Source organism: Polaribacter sp. Q13 (genome assembly GCF_016858305.2).
In the GTDB taxonomy this organism is placed as follows: Bacteria; Bacteroidota; Bacteroidia; order Flavobacteriales; family Flavobacteriaceae; genus Polaribacter.
The window spans coordinates 1,979,330-1,998,697 of record NZ_CP074436.1; the positions used below are offsets into that span (position 1 = coordinate 1,979,330).

Annotated in this window: 18 protein-coding genes; 9 read left to right on the forward strand and 9 right to left on the reverse strand. The window is 30.3% G+C overall.

The window, feature by feature from the left end:
• The first annotated feature begins 111 nt into the window (after positions 1-111).
• The 7 genes from pdhA (at position 112) to JOP69_RS08360 (ending at position 6,441) form a co-directional block, all read left to right on the forward strand.
• The gene (pdhA, locus tag JOP69_RS08330) at positions 112-1,101 is read left to right on the forward strand and encodes a pyruvate dehydrogenase (acetyl-transferring) E1 component subunit alpha (protein ID WP_203393889.1); all 990 of its coding nucleotides are present in this window, start codon (positions 112-114) and stop codon (positions 1,099-1,101) included.
• A gap of 3 nt (positions 1,102-1,104) precedes the next feature.
• Positions 1,105-2,730 (forward strand): pyruvate dehydrogenase complex dihydrolipoamide acetyltransferase, encoded by a 1,626-nt coding sequence (locus tag JOP69_RS08335; protein ID WP_203393888.1) that lies wholly within the window; start codon positions 1,105-1,107, stop codon positions 2,728-2,730.
• A gap of 80 nt (positions 2,731-2,810) precedes the next feature.
• Entirely contained in the window at positions 2,811-3,662 is an 852-nt protein-coding gene (locus JOP69_RS08340) for a DUF2807 domain-containing protein (RefSeq protein ID WP_203393887.1), read from the forward strand.
• A 62-nt stretch (positions 3,663-3,724) separates the two neighbouring features.
• Positions 3,725-4,411 carry a GNAT family N-acetyltransferase gene (locus JOP69_RS08345; protein WP_203393886.1) on the forward strand — a complete coding sequence of 229 codons (687 nt, stop codon included), beginning with the start codon at positions 3,725-3,727 and terminating at the stop codon, positions 4,409-4,411.
• Positions 4,412-4,431: 20 nt separating this feature from the next.
• The gene (locus JOP69_RS08350) at positions 4,432-4,599 is read left to right on the forward strand and encodes a hypothetical protein (protein ID WP_203393885.1); all 168 of its coding nucleotides are present in this window, start codon (positions 4,432-4,434) and stop codon (positions 4,597-4,599) included.
• Positions 4,589-5,365: an SGNH/GDSL hydrolase family protein gene (locus JOP69_RS08355; RefSeq protein ID WP_203393884.1), complete on the forward strand. Its 777-nt coding sequence runs from the start codon at positions 4,589-4,591 to the stop codon at positions 5,363-5,365. The genes JOP69_RS08350 and JOP69_RS08355 overlap by 11 nt, the downstream gene beginning before the upstream one ends.
• A gap of 17 nt (positions 5,366-5,382) precedes the next feature.
• Positions 5,383-6,441, forward strand: coding sequence for an FAD-dependent oxidoreductase (locus JOP69_RS08360; protein ID WP_203393883.1), 1,059 nt, complete (start codon positions 5,383-5,385; stop codon positions 6,439-6,441).
• Positions 6,442-6,494: 53 nt separating this feature from the next.
• Here the strand turns inward: JOP69_RS08360 and JOP69_RS08365 are convergent, their stop codons facing one another.
• The 3 genes from JOP69_RS08365 to JOP69_RS08375 form a co-directional block, all read right to left on the reverse strand.
• Entirely contained in the window at positions 6,495-6,752 is a 258-nt protein-coding gene (locus tag JOP69_RS08365; protein WP_203393882.1) for a hypothetical protein, read from the reverse strand.
• A 2-nt stretch (positions 6,753-6,754) separates the two neighbouring features.
• Complete coding sequence (locus JOP69_RS08370) at positions 6,755-7,063, reverse strand: co-chaperone YbbN (RefSeq protein WP_203393881.1); 309 nt, start codon at positions 7,061-7,063, stop codon at positions 6,755-6,757.
• 80 nt (positions 7,064-7,143) lie between these two features.
• Positions 7,144-7,785, reverse strand: a complete 642-nt coding sequence (locus JOP69_RS08375) for a peroxiredoxin (RefSeq protein ID WP_203393880.1) — start codon at positions 7,783-7,785, stop codon at positions 7,144-7,146.
• Positions 7,786-8,091: 306 nt separating this feature from the next.
• On the opposite strand from JOP69_RS08375, the gene katG reads away from it, so the two are divergent.
• Positions 8,092-10,266 carry a catalase/peroxidase HPI gene (katG, locus tag JOP69_RS08380; RefSeq protein WP_203393879.1) on the forward strand — a complete coding sequence of 725 codons (2,175 nt, stop codon included), beginning with the start codon at positions 8,092-8,094 and terminating at the stop codon, positions 10,264-10,266.
• Positions 10,267-10,327: 61 nt separating this feature from the next.
• Positions 10,328-10,828: an ankyrin repeat domain-containing protein gene (locus JOP69_RS08385; protein ID WP_203393878.1), complete on the forward strand. Its 501-nt coding sequence runs from the start codon at positions 10,328-10,330 to the stop codon at positions 10,826-10,828.
• On the opposite strand, the gene JOP69_RS08390 is transcribed toward JOP69_RS08385, so the two are convergent.
• The 6 genes from JOP69_RS08390 to JOP69_RS08415 form a co-directional block, all read right to left on the reverse strand.
• Positions 10,806-11,969, reverse strand: a complete 1,164-nt coding sequence (locus JOP69_RS08390) for a sigma-54 dependent transcriptional regulator (protein WP_203393877.1) — start codon at positions 11,967-11,969, stop codon at positions 10,806-10,808. The two genes, JOP69_RS08385 and JOP69_RS08390, sit on opposite strands and share 23 nt — an antisense overlap.
• Positions 11,969-12,838: a DUF6268 family outer membrane beta-barrel protein gene (locus JOP69_RS08395; protein ID WP_203393876.1), complete on the reverse strand. Its 870-nt coding sequence runs from the start codon at positions 12,836-12,838 to the stop codon at positions 11,969-11,971. Before JOP69_RS08395 ends, JOP69_RS08390 begins: the two co-directional genes overlap by 1 nt.
• Positions 12,839-12,848: 10 nt before the next feature.
• Positions 12,849-13,724, reverse strand: coding sequence for a mechanosensitive ion channel family protein (locus JOP69_RS08400; RefSeq protein ID WP_203393875.1), 876 nt, complete (start codon positions 13,722-13,724; stop codon positions 12,849-12,851).
• Positions 13,725-15,050: an ABC transporter permease gene (locus JOP69_RS08405; protein WP_203393874.1), complete on the reverse strand. Its 1,326-nt coding sequence runs from the start codon at positions 15,048-15,050 to the stop codon at positions 13,725-13,727.
• A gap of 1 nt (position 15,051) precedes the next feature.
• Positions 15,052-15,984, reverse strand: a complete 933-nt coding sequence (locus tag JOP69_RS08410) for an ABC transporter ATP-binding protein (RefSeq protein WP_203393873.1) — start codon at positions 15,982-15,984, stop codon at positions 15,052-15,054.
• Positions 15,985-16,087: 103 nt separating this feature from the next.
• On the reverse strand, positions 16,088-19,276 hold the full coding sequence (locus JOP69_RS08415) for a leucine-rich repeat domain-containing protein (protein WP_203393872.1): 3,189 nt from the start codon (positions 19,274-19,276) through the stop codon (positions 16,088-16,090).
• Positions 19,277-19,368 lie beyond the last annotated feature (92 nt).

Here is a 19,368-nt window from a genome sequence, read left to right on the forward strand (position 1 = left end):
TATTTTAAAGTAATCTAGTTTTTTTATTCTACATAAAAAAGTTATTTTTGTGCTCATATTATATCTAATATAATAACTGCTTAAACGATTAAAATAACAATATCTCTAAAAATGAAAAAAATCACCAAACAAACCTATTTAGATTGGTACAAAGACATGCTTTTTTGGCGTAAGTTCGAAGACAAACTTGCTTCTGTTTACATTCAACAAAAAGTTAGAGGTTTCTTGCACTTATATAATGGTCAAGAAGCAATTTTAGCAGGTGCATTGCATGCAATGGATTTATCTAAAGACAAAATGATTACAGCTTACAGAAATCACGTACAACCAATTGGTATGGGAGAAGATCCTAAACGTGTAATGGCAGAATTGTATGGAAAGGTTACCGGAACATCTCATGGAATGGGAGGTTCTATGCATATTTTTTCTAAAGAATTTGGCTTTTATGGTGGTCATGGTATCGTTGGAGGACAAATTCCTTTAGGTGCTGGTCTTGCTTTTGGTGATAAATATAATAATACCGGTGGTGTTACATTAACTTGTTTTGGAGATGGTGCTGCAAGACAAGGTTCTTTACACGAAGCATTTAATTTAGCTATGTTATGGAAATTACCTGTAATATTTATTTGTGAAAATAATGGATATGCAATGGGTACTTCTGTAGAAAGAACTGCAAGCCATACTGATATTTGGAAACTTGGTTTAGGTTACGAAATGCCTTGTGGACCAGTAGACGCTATGAATCCTATAAAAGTTGCAGAAGCTATTGATGAAGCTTTAGATAGAGCTAGACGTGGTGATGGACCAACTTTCTTAGAAATGAAAACATACAGATATAGAGGTCACTCAATGTCTGATGCGCAGCACTACAGAACAAAAGACGAAGTAGAAGAATACAAAAAAATAGATCCTATTACGCAAGTAAAAGATATTATTTTAGAACAAGAATATGCTACTGCTGAAGAATTAGCGGCTATAGATAAGGACGTAAAAGTAAGAGTAAAAGAATGTGAACAATTCGCAGAAGACTCTCCTTACCCAGAGCTTAAGCAAATGTATGATATGGTTTACGAACAAGAAGATTATCCTTTTATAAGTTAAGATATGGCTACAATAATAAATATGCCCAGACTAAGTGACACCATGGAAGAAGGTGTTGTGGCAAAATGGTTAAAAAAAGTTGGAGATAAAATCGAAGAAGGCGATATTTTAGCCGAAATTGAAACTGACAAAGCAACAATGGAATTTGAGTCTTTCTACGAAGGAACTCTTTTATACATTGGTATTCAAGAAGGAGAAACTTCTCCTGTTGATGTTTTATTAGCTATTATTGGTGAAGAAGGTGAAGATATTTCTGCAATTATAAACGGTAGTGCAGAACCTGCAAAGGAAGCTGCTACTACAGAAGAGGTCAAAGAAGAAGCTACTACCGAAACAAGTACTGCGGGTTCAGTTGCAATTCCAGAAGGAGTGCAAGTAATCACAATGCCTCGTTTAAGTGATACCATGACTGATGGAACTGTGGCAACATGGTTAAAGAAAGTTGGTGATGTTGTTTCTGAAGGTGATATGCTTGCTGAAATTGAAACAGACAAAGCAACAATGGAATTTGAATGTTTCTATGAAGGAACTATCTTATACATTGGTGTGCAAGAAGGAGAAACGGCTCCTGTAGACAGTTTATTAACTATTATTGGCCCTGCCGGAACAGATGTTTCTGCTTTGGTTGCTAATGGTGGTAATTTAGATGCTGCCGCTCCTGCTGCTGCAGAAAAAGCTGAAGCTCCGAAAACTCCAGAAAAAGCGGCACCAAAACCTGCTGCTAAAGTTGAAGAAGCAAAACCAGTTGTAGTAAACAATACTTCTAACGGACGTGTATTCGCATCTCCTTTAGCTAAGAAAATTGCTTCTGATAAAGGAATTAACATAGCAGATGTTAGTGGTTCTGGTGAAAACGGAAGAATCATTAAAAAAGATGTAGAAAACTATACTCCTGCTGCTAAAGTAGAAGCTGCTCCAGCCGCTGCAAGTATTACTGCTAGTGGTGTAGAAAGCTCAGAAGAAGTTAAAAATTCTCAAATGCGTAAAGCTATTGCGAAGTCTTTAGGTAACTCTAAATTCTCCGCTCCAGATTTCAGTTTAAATATTGAAGTTGATATGGACAACGCAATGGCTTCTAGAAAAATTATAAATGCAATTCCAGACACTAAAATATCTTTTAATGATATGGTAGTTAAAGCATGTGCAATGGCATTAAAAAAACATCCACAAGTAAATACTTCTTGGACAGAAGCAAACACTATTTATCACAGTCACATTCACGTAGGTGTAGCTGTTGCTGTAGATGATGGTTTATTAGTACCTGTAATTAAACATACAGACGGATTGAGTTTAACTCAAATTGGTGCTGGTGTAAGAGATTTAGCAGGTAAAGCTAGAAACAAAAAATTAACTCCTGCAGAAATGCAAGGAAGTACTTTTACGGTTTCTAACTTAGGTATGTTTGGTATTGGTAGTTTTAACTCTATCATCAACCAACCTAACTCTGCTATTTTATCTGTTGGTGCAATTGTTCAAAAACCAGTAGTTAAAGACGGGCAAATAGTAGTTGGTAATACAATGAATTTGACTTTAACATCAGACCATAGAACAGTTGATGGTGCTGTTGGAGCTCAATTTTTACAAACATTAAAAACGTTTATAGAAAACCCAGTTACCATGTTAGCTTAAGGTTTACCTTAAATAATACAATAAAAACCATTTCAATATCTTTTTGAAATGGTTTTTATTTTTTATAACAACAAAAAATTATGAAAAAGAAAACTACATTATTAATCGTATTAGTATTTGCTTTATTTAATACAACCTTTAGTCAAGAAAAAATAAAGGGAAATAAATTAATATCAAAAATAAGCACAGATTTAGCTCCTTTCCATGCTATCGTTATAAACGATGATTTTAAAGTTAAGTTGGTAATCTCAAATATTTCTTCATCGATAGAAATAGAAACCGACAAAAACCTACACAAACATATCAATTTTAGCGTTAAAGATTCTGTATTAACTATAACTACAGACAAAAAGTTAAAAGCAAAAAAATTAAATATTGCTGTAAATTATAAAAATGCATTAAATGAAATAACTTTAAATGATGATGCAGAAATAACATCTTTAGGTACCATAAAAACAACCAATATGCTACTTAAAATAAATGATTATGGAATAGCTGATTTAAAGATAAAATCTGATAAATTTAAGCTCTTAAATAATAATAAATCACGAATTCAATTGAGATCTAAAAGCAAATTAAATATAGAAAGTAAAGATGTAGATTTAGATTTAAGCGAGTCTTGTAAGGTAGACATGATTATTAAAGCAGAAAATTTAAACACAAGAATGATTGGTAATTCTGGTTTAAATATTGAAGGAACTGCTAATTTATTTAATGCCATTACATTAGAAGACTCAGAGTTAAACGGAGAAAAACTAAGTACCAATACTTGTACTAGTATTATAAAAAATTCGGCTGCTATTACTATAAATGCCTCAGAAAATATTACTATAGAAGCATCAGATAAAAGTCAAACAGAAGTATACGGAAACGCTAAAATAGTTTTAACTGAGTTTACGGAAAGCGCTAAACTATTTAAAAAAGAATTGTAATACATCTTTAAAACTAAGAAAAAAGCTCGCAATTTGTGAGCTTTTTTTATATATTTATTCTGATGAAAAACTTAGAAGAAAAACTTAAAAATCCTGTTTGGTACTCTTTAAATGAAACACACAATCCTTTATTAATAAAGTATGAAGGTGTACAATTTTACCAAACAGACATCTGTTCTTTTGGTGCTTTTAAAGATGCCACTAAAACAGCCAACGCATTAAATAAACATTCTAAAATAGCCGAAAGCTTCTTTTTAGTAGTAGAAAAAGACACACCAACCATAGACACATCAAAAGTAGTATTAAAGAAAAAGTTTAATGGTTGTCAAATGGTTTTAGACCATTTAGTGGAGGTAGAAATAAAGGAAAAAATTATATTATTAACCAAAGAAAATATTAACGAAGTATATGACCTAATTTGGTTAGTAATGCCTGATTTTTATAAAAAGAGAGGTTTTGAAATGGGTAAATTTTTCGGTATTTATAAAGACAATAAACTAGTTGCCATATCTGGTCAAAGAATGCAAACTGATGATTTTATTGAAATTAGCTCAGTAGTTACACATCCTGACTATACCAGACAGGGTTTTGCAAAACAATTAATTTATCATACAACTAAAGAAATTTTAAAAGAAAAAAAACTACCTATATTGCATACCAATAAAGGAAACACCGCAATTCCTCTATATGAGAAATTAGGATTCAAATTAACTAGAGATATGAATTGGTGGTTATTCTGTAGAAAATAATAAACCTATAATTTATCAACATGCCAAAAAAAGGGAAAGGAAAAGCAAAAAACTCCGTTAATAAAGCAAAACACACCAAATTAATGAATCAAAAAATTAATAAGGTAAAACTAGAAAAACAACTAAATAAAGAACGTTTAAAAGCTATTATTAAAAAAGTCAACGATGCAAAAAAGGATGAACAATAAACTAAAATACTTTTTAGGTGCAATTATTTCTGTTCCGTTGTTACCCTTTTTATACTTTCAAGGAAAAAATATTAGAAAAAAAGTCCCGAAACTTCCGGAAGCAAAAGAACCTAAAGGCATTGTTAATGGTAATTTTAACAAAACGCTAAACCTACTTACTATAGGTGAAAGTACCATAGCAGGAGTTGGTGTAGATTATCATAAAAATGGGTTTACAGGCTCCTTATCTAATATACTTTCTACCAATTTAAAAAGCAATGTAAATTGGCGTGTGTATGCTAGAAGTGGTTATACCGTAGCTCAAGTTTGTAAAAAAATAATACCTAAAATAGAGGAAAATTCTGCAGATATTATTGTTATAGGAATGGGAGGCAATGATGCTTTTACATTAAATTCCCCAAAAAATTGGGATTCAGCAATAGAAAACCTCATCAATTTATTACAAAACAAATTTCCTGGTACTCCTTTATTCTTTACAAACATGCCTCCTATTAAAGAATTTCCTGCCTTTACAAAACCAATAAAGTTTGTAATTGGTAATTTGGTAGAGATTTTAGGAGAAAGATTACAAACAATAACTAAAGATAAAAAGAACGTTTTCTATTTTAATGAAGTTATCACGCTAGAAAATTGGAGTAAAAAACATGGTTTACCTACTAATAATTCTAAAACTTATTTTAGTGACGGCGTTCATCCATCCAAATTGACTTATAAAATTTGGGGAGAAGAAATGGGGAATTTTATTAAATGGAAATTAAATAAGTAAGATTCTCTTTTATCAAAATGAAGAAAAAAATTATTATTCTTGGCGCAGGACTTTCTGGTATCTATTTAGGGTATCAATTAAAGAAAGCTGGCTTTTCAATTCAAATTTTAGAAGCGAACGATAGAATTGGTGGTCGAATTTACACTAAAAAAGTAAATGATACAAAAGTTGAATTAGGAGCCACTTGGCTTTGGAGATATAATGAAGAATTATTAAAAATTTGTAAAGAACTAAACATCTCTTTATTTGAGCAAGATATGGATGGTGACGCTTTATTTGAAGCTACCGAAAATAACTTACCTCAACGTTTTAAAACACCCCAAAACCAAGAAATTAGTTATAGAGTTGTTGGTGGAACTGCAACAATCTTAAAAGAATTAACTAAAGATTTTTCTGAAGATGAAATTCTATTAAATCATAAGGTTTTAGAGATAGATGATATTGGAACTTCTTTAAAAGTAAGTACAGAAAAAACAGTATTTATTGCGGATATTGTTATCTCTACCATTCCTCCTCAGCTATTGGTAAATTCAGTTTCATTTTCTTCTAAATTAGATCCAAACCTTATACAGATTGCAAGTAACACACATACGTGGATGAAAGATTCTATAAAATTTGCAATCGTTTATAAAACTCCTTTTTGGAAAGAACAAGGTTTGTCTGGTGTAGCTTTTAGCAATATTGGTCCGTTTACAGAAATGTATGATCATTCTAATTTTGAGTATAACCGTTTTGCTTTAATGGGATTTTTAAATGGTGATTTGATAAACGAATCAAGAGATAGCAGAGAGAGAAAAATAAAAGAACAACTTTTTAAATTCTTTGGAAAAAATGGAAAAAACTATCTTTCATATGAAGAAAAAGTATGGAAGGAAGAAGAACTTTTAAATTTTGACAATAACAAGTTTATCCATCCACATTTTAATAATGGACATTCAGTTTATCAGAAAGAATTTTTAAAAGGTAAATTTATAATTGCTGGTTCAGAAACATCATCAAATTATGGAGGTTATATGGAAGGTGCAATTTATAGAGGAAATCAAATTGTAGAAGCATTGAAAAATAAATTTCAATAAATAAAAAACCTCAAGCTTTCGCTTGAGGTTTTGCATCGTATAATTGTTTCTATCTATTTATCAATAGAACCTAAAACGCGTTTCATAAAAGTATTTAACGCCTCTTTCTTTGGTGTACCGTCTTTTACCATTTTATCAACTTCAAGAGCACCATACATATTAGAAATTAACTCGCCTATAACATCTAATTCTTCGTCTTTTAAAGACGGAACTTCTGTTAAAGCTTCTAGAGTTTCAATAGTTTCCAAAACATAATCTTGATCGTTTTCTTCGATAAAATTAGTTAAATGTTTTATTACAGGTAGTTTCATAATTAGACAACTTCGTTTACTAAATCCTTTAAAACTTCAAACTTATTTGTTTGCGTTTGATTTACTAATTTACCATCTACAAAAGTGGCAAATGTTGGTAAATTACTAACATCTGCTAATTTTCTGCTTTCAGGAAATTTCTCTGCATCTGCTATTACAAAAACCATCTCTTCATTTTCTGAAGATAATTTTTTAAATTTTGGTTTCATAATTCTACAGTTTCCACACCAAGTGGCAGCATACTGTACTACTACTTTCTTATTGTCAGCAACTATATTTGCTAAATTATCTTGACTTAATTCTTGTACCATAATTTAATATATAATAGAAAAGGAGTCCGTGCTTATTCCCCCAAACTCACACGAACTTTTCCCTTTTCACAATTTATTTTTTAGTGAGAAGCTAAATAAGCTGCAGTTCCTTTTGCATCTGGAGACATTGCATCTTTACCTTCTTCCCAGTTTGCTGGACAAACCTCTCCATGAGATTGAACGTGTGCATAAGCATCAATTAAACGTAAAAATTCATTTACATTTCTACCAACTGGCATGTGGTTAATTCCTTCATGAAAAACAGTTCCTTCTTCATCAATTAAATAAGTTGCTCTATAAGTAACATTATCTCCTTCTACTTGAATTGTTTGTGAAGCTTCATCAAAAGTTTCGTTTGTAATATCTAAAATACCTAAAATAGAAGACAAGTTTCTGTTAGTATCTGCTAAAATTGGGTAGGTAACACCTTCAATTCCACCATTATCTTTAGAAGTACTTAACCAAGCAAAATGAACTTCTGGAGTATCACAAGAAGCACCAATTACAACGGTATTTCTTTTTTCAAATTCTCCTAAAGCCGCTTGAAAAGCATGTAATTCTGTAGGGCAAACAAATGTAAAATCTTTTGGGTACCAAAATAACAATACTTTCTTTTTATTTTTAATTGCTTCTTCTAATACATTTACTTTGAACGTATCTCCCATTTCGTTCATTGCATCTACATTTAAATTTGGGAATTTTTTTCCAACTGCTGTTGCCATTTTATATAAGTTTTATAATTATTAATATTCAATTTTCACTGATGCAAAGATAAAAAGAAAGCAAAAAGAAAGTAATTATTTTAATGGTAACTTTTGATATTACTATAGTTTTTAATTATAATAAAAATAAAAACAAATAGATTTTAGCTATTTACATAGATACAGAAAAGTAAATTCTTATTTTTAAAGAAATATCATCATCTATTGTTTTAAACTATTACAAAATAAAAACAATAGATAAAAATTATTTAAAAACATATTGTAGGTTTGTCAAAAATTAAAACATAACATTTAAAAACATATATAATGGAAAACTTAAAACACGGTTCTGGTGACATCACAAAATGTCCGTTTCATGGAGGAAACACAACTAATGAAACAAATAATGACTGGTGGCCAAATTCTTTAAATTTAGATATTTTACATCAACATGACACAAAAGTAAACCCACTTGGTGAAGAGTTTAATTACCACGAAGCGCTAAAAAGCTTAAATATTGAAGCTTTAAAAGAAGATGTAACAAAATTAATGACCGATAGTCAAGATTGGTGGCCTGCAGATTGGGGCCACTACGGCGGATTAATGATTCGTTTGTCTTGGCACTCCGCAGGTTCTTATAGAACTAGTGATGGCCGTGGTGGTGGTGGAACCGGAAACCAACGTTTTGCACCTTTAAATTCTTGGCCAGACAATGCTAGTTTAGACAAAGCAAGACGATTACTTTGGCCCATTAAGAAAAAATATGGGGACAAATTAAGTTGGGCAGATTTAATCATTTTAGCGGGTACCATTGCTTATGAATCTATGGGCTTAAAAACGTATGGTTTTGCATTTGGTAGAACAGATATTTGGCAACCAGAAAAAGATACGTATTGGGGAGATGAAAAAGAATGGCTTGCGCCAAGTGATGAACGTTATAATGACGTGGAAGATCCTAGCACAATGGAAAATCCGTTAGCAGCCGTACAAATGGGATTAATTTACGTAAACCCAGAAGGTGTTAACGGTAAATCTGACCCTGCAAAAACGGCTTTACATATTAGAGAAACGTTTGCTCGTATGGCAATGAATGATGAAGAAACTGCGGCATTAACTGCAGGAGGTCATACAGTTGGTAAAGCGCACGGAAATGGAGATGCTAGTAAATTAGGCCCAGAACCAGAAGCTGCCCCTACTGAAAACCAAGGTTTAGGGTGGTCTAATCCTACTGGAACAGGTGTTGGTAGAGATACGGTAACAAGTGGTATAGAAGGTGCATGGACCACTGAACCTACAAAATGGGATAATGGATTTTTCGATCTTTTATTTGGATATGAATGGGAACTTACGAAAAGTCCTGCAGGAGCTACACAATGGGCACCTATCAACATCAAAGAAGAAGACAAACCTGTAGATGTAGAAGATCCATCTATTCGTTTAAATCCTATGATGACAGATGCTGATATGGCGATGAAAGTAGATCCTATTTATCGTGAAATCTGTGAAAAATTTAGTAACGATCACCAATATTTTTCAGAAACTTTTGCACGTGCTTGGTACAAATTAACACACCGTGATATGGGACCAAAGGCTAGATATTATGGCCCAGATGTACCTACTGAAGAATTAATATGGCAAGATCCAATTCCTGAAGGAAATAAAGAATATGATGTAAACCTTGTTAAAGCAAAAATTTCGAGTACAGATTTAACAATTGCAGAATTAGTTGCTACTGCTTGGGATAGCGCCAGAACTTATAGGGGTTCTGATATGCGTGGAGGAGCAAATGGTGCTCGTATTCGTTTAGCTCCTCAAAAAGATTGGGCTGGTAACGAACCAGAGAGATTAAACAAAGTATTAGATATTCTAACTCCTATTGCTACGGAATTTGGAATTAGTATTGCTGATACCATTGTTTTAGCGGGTAATGTTGGTGTAGAAAAAGCAATTAAAAATGCAGGTTTCAACACAACTGTTCCTTTTACCGCTGGTCGAGGAGATGCTACGGACGAAATGACTGATGCGGCTTCTTTTGAACCTTTAGAGCCAATTGCAGACGGATATAGAAATTGGTTAAAACAAGAATATATTGTTAGTCCGGAAGAATTGATGTTAGATAAAACACAACTTTTAGGCTTAACTGCTCCAGAAATGACAATTTTAATTGGAGGAATGAGAGTATTGGGCACTAATTATGCAGGAACTAAACATGGAGTTTTTACAGATAACGAAGGTGCTTTAACCAATGATTTCTTTGTAAACTTAACTGATATGGGGAATACATGGAATTCAGTTGGTGAAGGTTTATATGAAATTAGAGATCGTAAAACGGGTGCTTTTAAATGGTCTGCAACAAGTGTAGATTTAGTATTTGGTTCTAATTCTATTTTACGCTCTTATGCAGAAGTTTTTGCACAAGATGACAATAAAGAAAAATTTGTGAATGCATTTGTAAAAACTTGGACAAAAGTGATGAATGCTGATAGATTTGATGTCAAATAATTAATAAAAAAAAGGATAAGCTTTTTTGTGAAAGCTTATCCTTTTAATAAACAAACTACTTATGAATATTTTAAATACTTTTTTTGATGCAATTCAATCTGTGAACATCAATGTAATAGAAACACTATTAAAAAGGTTTCCTAAATTGGCAAACGCACAAGATAAAAGAGGTTTTACGCCCTTAGTTTTTGCTACCTATTTTGATAAAATAGAAATTGCAGAAACTTTAATAAATCACAATGCAAATGTAAATCATAGAGATGCTAAAGGAAACACCGCTTTATTAGGTGTCGCTTTTAAAGGTAATGTTGATATCGCAAAACTTCTTTTAAAGAATAATGCAAATATGAATGTGCAAAACAATCTTGGTTATACACCTTTAATTTTTGCAACTATGTACAATCAACTAAAAATGGTGGCATTTTTATTGGAACAAAATGCAGATTTATCTCTTAAAGATAAAGAAAACAAATCTGCCTTAGATTATGCAAAAGCTAAAGAATTTACAGAAATAATCAGCATACTAGAAACTAAAGAAGCTACTTACTTGCAAACATTTTAATATCGTTTGCAGAGACTTCTTTTTCTCCCAAAATAATTAAACGTTCTACTACATTTCTTAATTCACGGATGTTTCCCGTCCAATCATATTCTTGTAATAATTTAATTGCAGCAGCAGAAAATGCTTTTTTAGGAGTGCCTTGTTCTACAGAAATTTTTCCAGTAAAAAAGTCTACCAATAACGGAATGTCTTCTCTTCTATCATTTAAAGACGGAACTTCAATTAAAATAACGGCTAATCTGTGATATAGATCTTCTCTAAATCTACCTTCTGCAATTTCTTCCTTTAAGTTTTTATTAGTTGCTGCAACAATTCTAACATTTACTTTAATGTCTCTATCAGAACCAACACGCTGAATTTTATTTTCTTGCAAAGCACGTAATACTTTTGCTTGTGCAGACAAACTCATATCTCCTATTTCATCTAAGAAAATAGTTCCTCCATTTGCTGCTTCAAACTTACCTGCTCTGTCTTTATTTGCACCAGTAAAAGAACCTTTTACATGACCAAATAATTCGCTTTCTATTAATTCTGATGGAATTGCAGCACAATTTACCTCAATTAAAGAACCTTTAGATCTATCTGATTTTTCGTGCAACCAATGCGCAACCAACTCCTTTCCTGTTCCATTAGGTCCTGTAACTAAAACTCTTGCATCTGTTGGTGCTACTTTTTCAATCATCTCTTTTATATGAGAGATTGCAGCACTTTCACCAATCATTTGGTAGTTTTTACTAACCTTTTTCTTTAACCTTTTATTCTCTACAGTTAATACTTTTTTATCTAAAGCATTTCTAACTGTATTTAAAAGTCTGTTTAAATCTGGTGGTTTAGAAATATAATCAAACGCGCCTAAACGCATTGTGTTTACTGCAGTATCTAAATCTCCATGCCCTGAAATCATTACAATCGGAATTTCTGGTTTTATTTTTTTTGCTTTCTCTAATACTTCAACACCGTCCATTTTTGGCATTTTAATATCACACAAAACCAAATCGTAATCATTATTTTTAATCATTTCAATTCCTAACAAACCATCTTCTGCCTCTTCTACATGGTAAGCTTCATTTTCTTCAGAAATAATCTTTGTTAAAACTCTTCTAATGGCGGCTTCATCTTCTATTATTAAAATCTTTGACATTATATTTTAAATTTAATACCTGTTCTTAAATAAAACGCATTTACTTTATCTAAAGTATATACATTCTTTCTGTCTTTATCTCTTAAAACATTACTCAATCTAATAGTGTAACCACTATAGGCAAACCACACTAAATGCTTTGTAAATTGATAGTTATAGCCTAAACCGGCCACCAATACAGATAAAGATATATTGTCTGCTTCTTTATTATCTATAATTATTGGCGTCTTTAAATGTGCAAAATAACCATCTAAACCTACAAAAGATTGTAAACTGTTTACTGGGTTTATTTTATATTTTAAATTCATTTTAGGTACACCAACTGTATAAGACCATTTCTCATCTACTTGCCTAAAGTAATTTATTAAAGGTAACGGAAAAGGAACACCTGCAGTTGTATTATAGGTTAACCCCAAAGTTAAACGATATGGCTTTGCTAAGTTTTTATCTTTTGTTCTATCTTTTATAAAAAAAAGACCTCCGTTAATAAAAAAATCTTCATTCGTTATTTTGTGGGTTAAGGTTGCAGCTAACCTAGGCGTAAAACTATAAGCAACTCTCCAATAATCGCTTATTTTATGAGTGTATGCTAAATTTAAATCAATAACATTAATATTTTCTAGTAGTGCTGTATTAAAAGGATATTGATCTTTTAAATTTAAAAATATCCTATTAAATTCTGAACCTATAATTAAATAACTACCTTCTTTTATTTTAATTGGATAATTAAACAACGCTCTAATTCTAGTATATTGATCATCAGATTTTTTTTGAGGAATAAAAGAATATTCTATTCTTGCTAAATCTGTTAATTGTGCATTTGCTATAAAGCTTGCAAACAATACTAGAATAATTAAAGATCTTTTCATTTTATACTTATTAAACTAATGGTTGTGTATTAGAGTAAACATGTACATCTCTTTGTGGATATGGAATTGAAATATTGTGCTCTTTAAACTTCTTATTAATTTCGAAACGCAAATCACTTTGTACAAATCTTGTTTCAAAACTATCATTTAACGAAAACACTAGTTTGAAATTTAGTGAACTATCTGCAAAATCTGTAAATAAGACATTTGGCTCTGGTCTTTTTAAAATTTTACGATGGTTTTTTGCAGTGTCTAATAAAATTTGTTTTACCAAATCTACATCGCTTCCATAAGCAACACCAACGGTTACAGATTCTCTAGTTTCAATGCCGTTTTCAGTCCAATTAAATAAAATATTGGTTAAATATAAGTGATTAGGAATTACCAATACTTTATTATCTATAGTAACTGCCCTTGTGGTTCTTAAACGAATTTCTAAAACTCTACCTACTTTTCCTTCTAACTCAATAATATCTCCCACATGCACGGATTGATCTACTAAAATAAAGATTCCAGAAAGAATATCCTGAAACAACGTTTGTAATGCCAAACCAACACCTATTAAAAGAGCCGCAGATGCAGCAAATACAGCTGTTACATTTACACCAGAAACATGCATTGCCACCAAGAAAATAATTAAATAAACAAACCATCTAAGGTAACTAAAGACGGTTCCAAATTTATGTTTATCATTTTCAGGCAATTTTTTTGTAACTATTCTTCTAATTAATTTAAGAAGAATTGAAGTTAAAAATAAAGCAAAAATTATATACAACAGCCCTCTAAGACTTACACTAATTTCATTAGAAAAATGAATAGTATAATCTAATATAGAATTTGCTTTCTCTATAATATCACCAGTAACTTCCTGTACGTTATCTTGCATTTACCCTTTATACTTCAACCATTTATATAAATCTTTATAAGTAGGTTTTTTACCATACATTAAAATACCTACGCGATAAATCTTTGCTGCCAACCATACCATAAACACAAATGTAACCAATAATAACGTCATAGAAATGGCCAACTCATACCAAGAAACTCCAAAAGGAACTCTCATTAACATAACAATAGGACTTGTAAATGGAATGTAAGAAAACAGTACCGCAATAGAACCATGAGGATCATTTATAACGGTTGCAAAACCAACATAAATACCTAACATTAAAGGCAACATAATTGGCAACATAAATTGTTGCGTATCTGTTTCATTATCTACCGCTGCACCAACTGCTGCAAACAAAGAACTGTATAACATAAAACCACCTAGAAAATAAAATATGAATAAAATAAACATTTTTAAAATTGGTAATTTTAAAATTTCCTGTACCACTACTTGCATCTCCCCTCCACCAACTGCAGATTTCATTGCTTCCATTTGTTCTGCAGGTACTCTAGCCGATTGCATACCTACAACATCAACCCCAAAAACAGAAGATGCAACGGTTGTTAGCACAAATAGTATAATTCCCCAAATAAAGAATTGTAATAACCCAGCAGAAGCATTTCCTATAATTTTACCTAGCATTAATTGAAAAGGTTTTACAGATGATACTATAATTTCTATAATTCTGCTTGTTTTCTCTTCAATAACACTACGCATTACTGAGTTACCATATATAATAACAAACATCATTAACAGATAACCAGCCATTGCACCAAGGCCTATTTTTAATCCGTTTATTAATTTTGAAGATTCTTCTCCAGAAAAATTAAACATTTTTATATCTGTATTAATTTTAGAAGCTTCTATTTTTTCTAAATCAATACCAAAATTATTTAGTTTTTCATGTCTTATCTTAGTCTCTATTTTATTTTCTAAAGAACCTATTACAGACATCCCTGGAGAATCTGTAGAATAAAACTCTATAGATTTTGCTAGCAATTCTAAACTATCTTGTTTTGGGATAATCAAGGCTCCATAATAATTGCCTTCTTCTACTTTCTTTTTTGTTTCTTCAATCCCTAAAGCAGTATAATCTTTATAATGAATGGTTTTAGAATCTTTAAAATCTTCTTTAGAAAACAAGCCTGAATTATCTACATAGACAACTTCTTTAACTTTTTCTTCATTTTTTTGCATCAGAAAATAAACCAAAGCACCCATACCTAACATTAATAAGGGACTTAAAAAAGTCATCATTATAAATGATTTATTACGAACCTTAGCAATAAATTCTCTATGTATAATTAGTTTTAACTTGCTCATTTTATAAACTGTTTTTATTTATTGCCTGAATAAAAATATCGTTTGCACTTGGTATCAATTCTACAAAATGTTGCACTTCTCCGCTACTTGTTAAAAAAGACAACAAATCGTTTGCAGAATTTCCTTCCGTTAATTTTACATTCATAGTTAAACTATCATTCAATAATTTAAAGTTGGATGGAAAAACTTCAAAGCGCTCTTTTAATTTTGCTTCCACTTCTTTAGGATGATCCGCATGAAGCCCCACTTGAAAAGTATGAGTTCTAAACTGACGTTTGATATCATCTAACTTTCCATCTAAAATCTTGTTCGATTTATCTATTAAGGCTATTTCATCACACATTTCTTCTACAGATTCCATTCTATGCGTAGAAAAAATAATGGTTGCTCCCTCATCTCTAAGTTGTAAAATTTCTTTGGCAATTAATTGCGCATTAATAGGATCGAACCCAGAGAAAGGCTCATCAAAAATTAATAATTTAGGATTGTGCATTACCGTTACAATAAATTGCACTTTTTGCGCCATTCCTTTAGATAGTTCTTCAATTTTCTTGTTCCACCAAGCAGAAATATCAAATTTATCAAACCAATATTTCAAACGTTTTTTAGCTTCGGCTTTACTCAATCCTTTTAATTGCGCTAAATACAAAGCCTGCTCTCCTACTTTCATAGATTTATACAAACCACGTTCTTCTGGTAAATAGCCAATTTGTGCTGTATGATGCGGTGCTAATACTTCTCCATCTAAAATAATAGAACCACTATCTGGCATTGTTATTTGGTTGATAATTCTAATTAAAGATGTTTTTCCGGCTCCATTTGGGCCTAATAATCCAAAAACACATCCTTTAGGAATATGTAATGAAACATTATTTAATGCTCTAAAATCGCCATAGTTTTTTACAACATTGTTAACTTCTAGTAAATTTTTCATCTGCCTTTTAATAATTTTTCTGAAAAGTTCTCAGTAATTACAAACTTACATATTTTCTATGTATTAGTATTTAAATACCCCCAAACGTTACAAGTTAAATGGTTTAAATTATTTCGGATAAAATTCTTTTTGCTATTTGTTTATAAGCTGTATTAACACTTTGTCCTCTATTTACATTCCATTCTTCAAGAGGTAATAATTTTTCTACACCATCATCTTGATGATAAGGTAAAAATTGATAATGATCTAAACTCATTTCTGAAAAATTTTTAGTTCTTTTTTTTACAAGTTCTTCTATTTTTGACCATTGATCCCAAAGACAATCTCTTACCAAAACATTGATAATTTTTTTATTTGGATCTTCTTCGATTAGTTCAATTCCTTTTTTAACCTCTTCGTCCATTATATAATTCGAGTCTAAAAAATTATGAGAAACCATATAGACAATAATATCTGCTGCTGCTAATTCTGATTGTATTTGTGAATTCCATTTTCCTGGTTTCATTTCATCACAAGACCAAGCATTAATTAAATTATATCGTGCTAAAAGTGATAGATGACTTTTTAACTCATCTTTAAACTTATAATCCTTTCTACTATAAGATATAAATATTTTTTTGGCTTTTTTTTCTTTATCCATTTCTTCTTCCATTATTTTATAATCTTTAATTTCATTTTTAGAATGAAAAAAATTATCTGTATTTTTATATAAATAATCTTCTTCACTTAGATCTTTTTTTCTTAACCTGACTAGTGTTCTATCTATAGGATAAATTAGATTAAGCTCACTCAAAACTACTTGTATGGTATTTTCATTTTCACTGAAAATCCGCAATTCTTTTTCATTTTTGTAAAGTTCTATCCAAACTAATGAACCTTCTTTGTCTTTAAAACAAATATAATTCTTGTAAAAGATTTCCTTATCATCAAAATTACAATGGTTTAAAATTTGAACTTGAAGTTGTTGTATTATGGCTAAGAAAACAAAATTAAATTTAACAATTACGTATCTTTCTTTTTCTTCCCATTGAATTGTATCTATACTTTTATCATCAAATAATGATGGACACAAATATTTATAACTTCTATTTAATGAATCAGGGTATCTCTTTGGTTCTGACAATAAATTACTTTTTAACATATACTCTTTAAATAGTCGTCTTTCTTCTGGTTGATATTTATTCCATATAAAATCTAAATCTTCATCATTCAATTTACCTTGAGTTCTTGCTAATGTATTATCTTTTAATTGTATTGTTTTATACACTGGATCTAAAACCCAATCCATTTGTAAGATAATAATATCATCTGCCAACCTTTCATAATAACCAATCACTCCTGATTTATCAAAAAAAGAAAGTAATGCTTTCGGTTCAGAAACTTTAGATTCCTTCCCTAACTCTTCATAACGTTCTAAAGAAATTATTTTATGTGTTTCTTTTTCTTTTTCCAAACGTTCTTGAAATACATGCCAGCTTTCAGGATAATACTTAATAGGGTATCTCTTATGTAAACTTTTAATTTTATTTTTAATAACATCACGAAAACTTTCTACTTCTTCAGTATTGTTTTTGCAATCAAAACGGTATTGTGTAGGGATCAATTCAATTTGCTTATTTCTGTAATTTGTTACAAGTGTTGCTAATTCTAAATCATCAGGAAGCTCTTTACTTTCAAACTCACCGTCAATTACATTCTCTACTAATAATACAATACTTTTCCTACCATAATCCGCAATAAAGTCTAACCAATATTGTAAATTATGAGTTTCTTCTTTAGAACATTTCTTCTTGCTTTCTTTACACCAAACTAGTACATATACTGCCTCCTCTCCCAAGAACAGACGGTGTGTGCTATGCAAGACCTCTTGTCCACCAAAATCCCATACATTCACTTTAACATCTGGTAATACATCTTTCCAAACCCCCAATTGTACTCCTTCTGTTCGTTTATTTATTGGAATTTCAGTTGGAGGTTTCAATGTTTTTAAATGTGCTAACAAAGTACTTTTACCTACACAACCATCACCTAAAAACAATAATTTTGTATTTCTTTTATTTGTGACTCCTAATTTAATATCTTTAAAATAAGCTATTAAACCATTTGCATCATTTAATAAATTGTAAGGTATATCTAATAAATTATTTCTAATATTTATTACTCTAAGCAAAGAAAGATTATTAACTATATTTTGAATACTCTTAACATTAATAATCCTATTAGAATCTAATTCCAAATTACTTAATTTTGTTAGAGACGATAGTGAATCAATATTTGTTAATTTATTATTACCCAAACATAAAGAAACCAAATTTCTCAAATGAGACAAATGAGTAACATCTTTTAATTCATTGTATTCTAAAGATAAATTAGTCAACTCAACTAAAGAAGACAATGGTTCAATACTACTCAAATTATTAAAACTTAAAGTTAAACTCTCTAAACTAGTTAGTGGACGTAAAGATTCTATATCTGTTAATTGATTTCTTTCTATAGCTAATGTTTTTATTTTAAATAAATTAGACACCTCATTAATATTAGATAATCTATTATATCCTAGATTTAATCTTGTGAGATTTGTTAATGAACTTAAGGATTCAATACTTACCAATCTGTTTTCGGATAAGAGTAACAAAGTAAGATTTGTTAAAGAAGATAGTGAACTAATGTCTGTGATTTGATTTTTCCTTAAATCTAAATTTATCAAAAATATTAAAGTAGACAAAGGATTAATATCTATCAATTGATTATACCCCGTAGATAAAGAAGTTAATTTAGTTAAATATGATAAAGAACTAATATCTGTAATTTGATTAGAACTCAAACTCAAATTAGTCAAAGACCTTAAAGTAGATAAAGGATTAATATTTGTAATTTTATTGAAATTCAAATCCAAATGAATCAAAGATGTTAAATTAGATAGAGGATTAACATCATTTAGGTTATTACTTGATAAATTTAAATTACTTAAATTAATTAAAGAAAATAAGGGATTAATGTCTGTTAATTGATTTGAACTTAAATTTAAAGCAAATAAACTCTTCAAATAAAACAAGGGGCTAATATCTGTGATTTGATTTTCTCCTAGATCTAAAATAATTAGGCTATTTAAAGAAGATAATGCACTAATATCTTTCAATTTATTTTTATGCAGATTAAGAAACATTATTTCTTGATTATCATTTAATAAATATGAATTTCTGTTTTTAGAATCAAAAACCCCACCTACTTCTAGTTGTTTTAAGTTAACACCTAACTCATTTTCTAATTTTAATATTTCTGGAGTTTTCATCGCTAATTTATTTTACTCAAATATATCAAATCATAATTACCCTGTAAAAACTCAAATAAGTTTATTTTTTGTTAAATTTATTATGCACGCAT

Bases quoted from the DNA above. Each gene is read 5' to 3' on its own strand.
- pdhA (WP_203393889.1), top strand. From the start codon at position 112: ATGAAAAAAATCACCAAACAAACCTATTTAGATTGGTACAAAGACATG.
- JOP69_RS08335 (WP_203393888.1), top strand. From the start codon at position 1,105: ATGGCTACAATAATAAATATGCCCAGACTAAGTGACACCATGGAAGAA.
- JOP69_RS08340 (WP_203393887.1), top strand. From the start codon at position 2,811: ATGAAAAAGAAAACTACATTATTAATCGTATTAGTATTTGCTTTATTT.
- JOP69_RS08345 (WP_203393886.1), top strand. From the start codon at position 3,725: ATGAAAAACTTAGAAGAAAAACTTAAAAATCCTGTTTGGTACTCTTTA.
- JOP69_RS08350 (WP_203393885.1), top strand. From the start codon at position 4,432: ATGCCAAAAAAAGGGAAAGGAAAAGCAAAAAACTCCGTTAATAAAGCA.
- JOP69_RS08355 (WP_203393884.1), top strand. From the start codon at position 4,589: ATGAACAATAAACTAAAATACTTTTTAGGTGCAATTATTTCTGTTCCG.
- JOP69_RS08360 (WP_203393883.1), top strand. From the start codon at position 5,383: ATGAAGAAAAAAATTATTATTCTTGGCGCAGGACTTTCTGGTATCTAT.
- JOP69_RS08365 (WP_203393882.1), bottom strand. From the start codon at position 6,752: ATGAAACTACCTGTAATAAAACATTTAACTAATTTTATCGAAGAAAAC.
- JOP69_RS08370 (WP_203393881.1), bottom strand. From the start codon at position 7,063: ATGGTACAAGAATTAAGTCAAGATAATTTAGCAAATATAGTTGCTGAC.
- JOP69_RS08375 (WP_203393880.1), bottom strand. From the start codon at position 7,785: ATGGCAACAGCAGTTGGAAAAAAATTCCCAAATTTAAATGTAGATGCA.
- katG (WP_203393879.1), top strand. From the start codon at position 8,092: ATGGAAAACTTAAAACACGGTTCTGGTGACATCACAAAATGTCCGTTT.
- JOP69_RS08385 (WP_203393878.1), top strand. From the start codon at position 10,328: ATGAATATTTTAAATACTTTTTTTGATGCAATTCAATCTGTGAACATC.
- JOP69_RS08390 (WP_203393877.1), bottom strand. From the start codon at position 11,969: ATGTCAAAGATTTTAATAATAGAAGATGAAGCCGCCATTAGAAGAGTT.
- JOP69_RS08395 (WP_203393876.1), bottom strand. From the start codon at position 12,838: ATGAAAAGATCTTTAATTATTCTAGTATTGTTTGCAAGCTTTATAGCA.
- JOP69_RS08400 (WP_203393875.1), bottom strand. From the start codon at position 13,724: ATGCAAGATAACGTACAGGAAGTTACTGGTGATATTATAGAGAAAGCA.
- JOP69_RS08405 (WP_203393874.1), bottom strand. From the start codon at position 15,050: ATGAGCAAGTTAAAACTAATTATACATAGAGAATTTATTGCTAAGGTT.
- JOP69_RS08410 (WP_203393873.1), bottom strand. From the start codon at position 15,984: ATGAAAAATTTACTAGAAGTTAACAATGTTGTAAAAAACTATGGCGAT.
- JOP69_RS08415 (WP_203393872.1), bottom strand. From the start codon at position 19,276: ATGAAAACTCCAGAAATATTAAAATTAGAAAATGAGTTAGGTGTTAAC.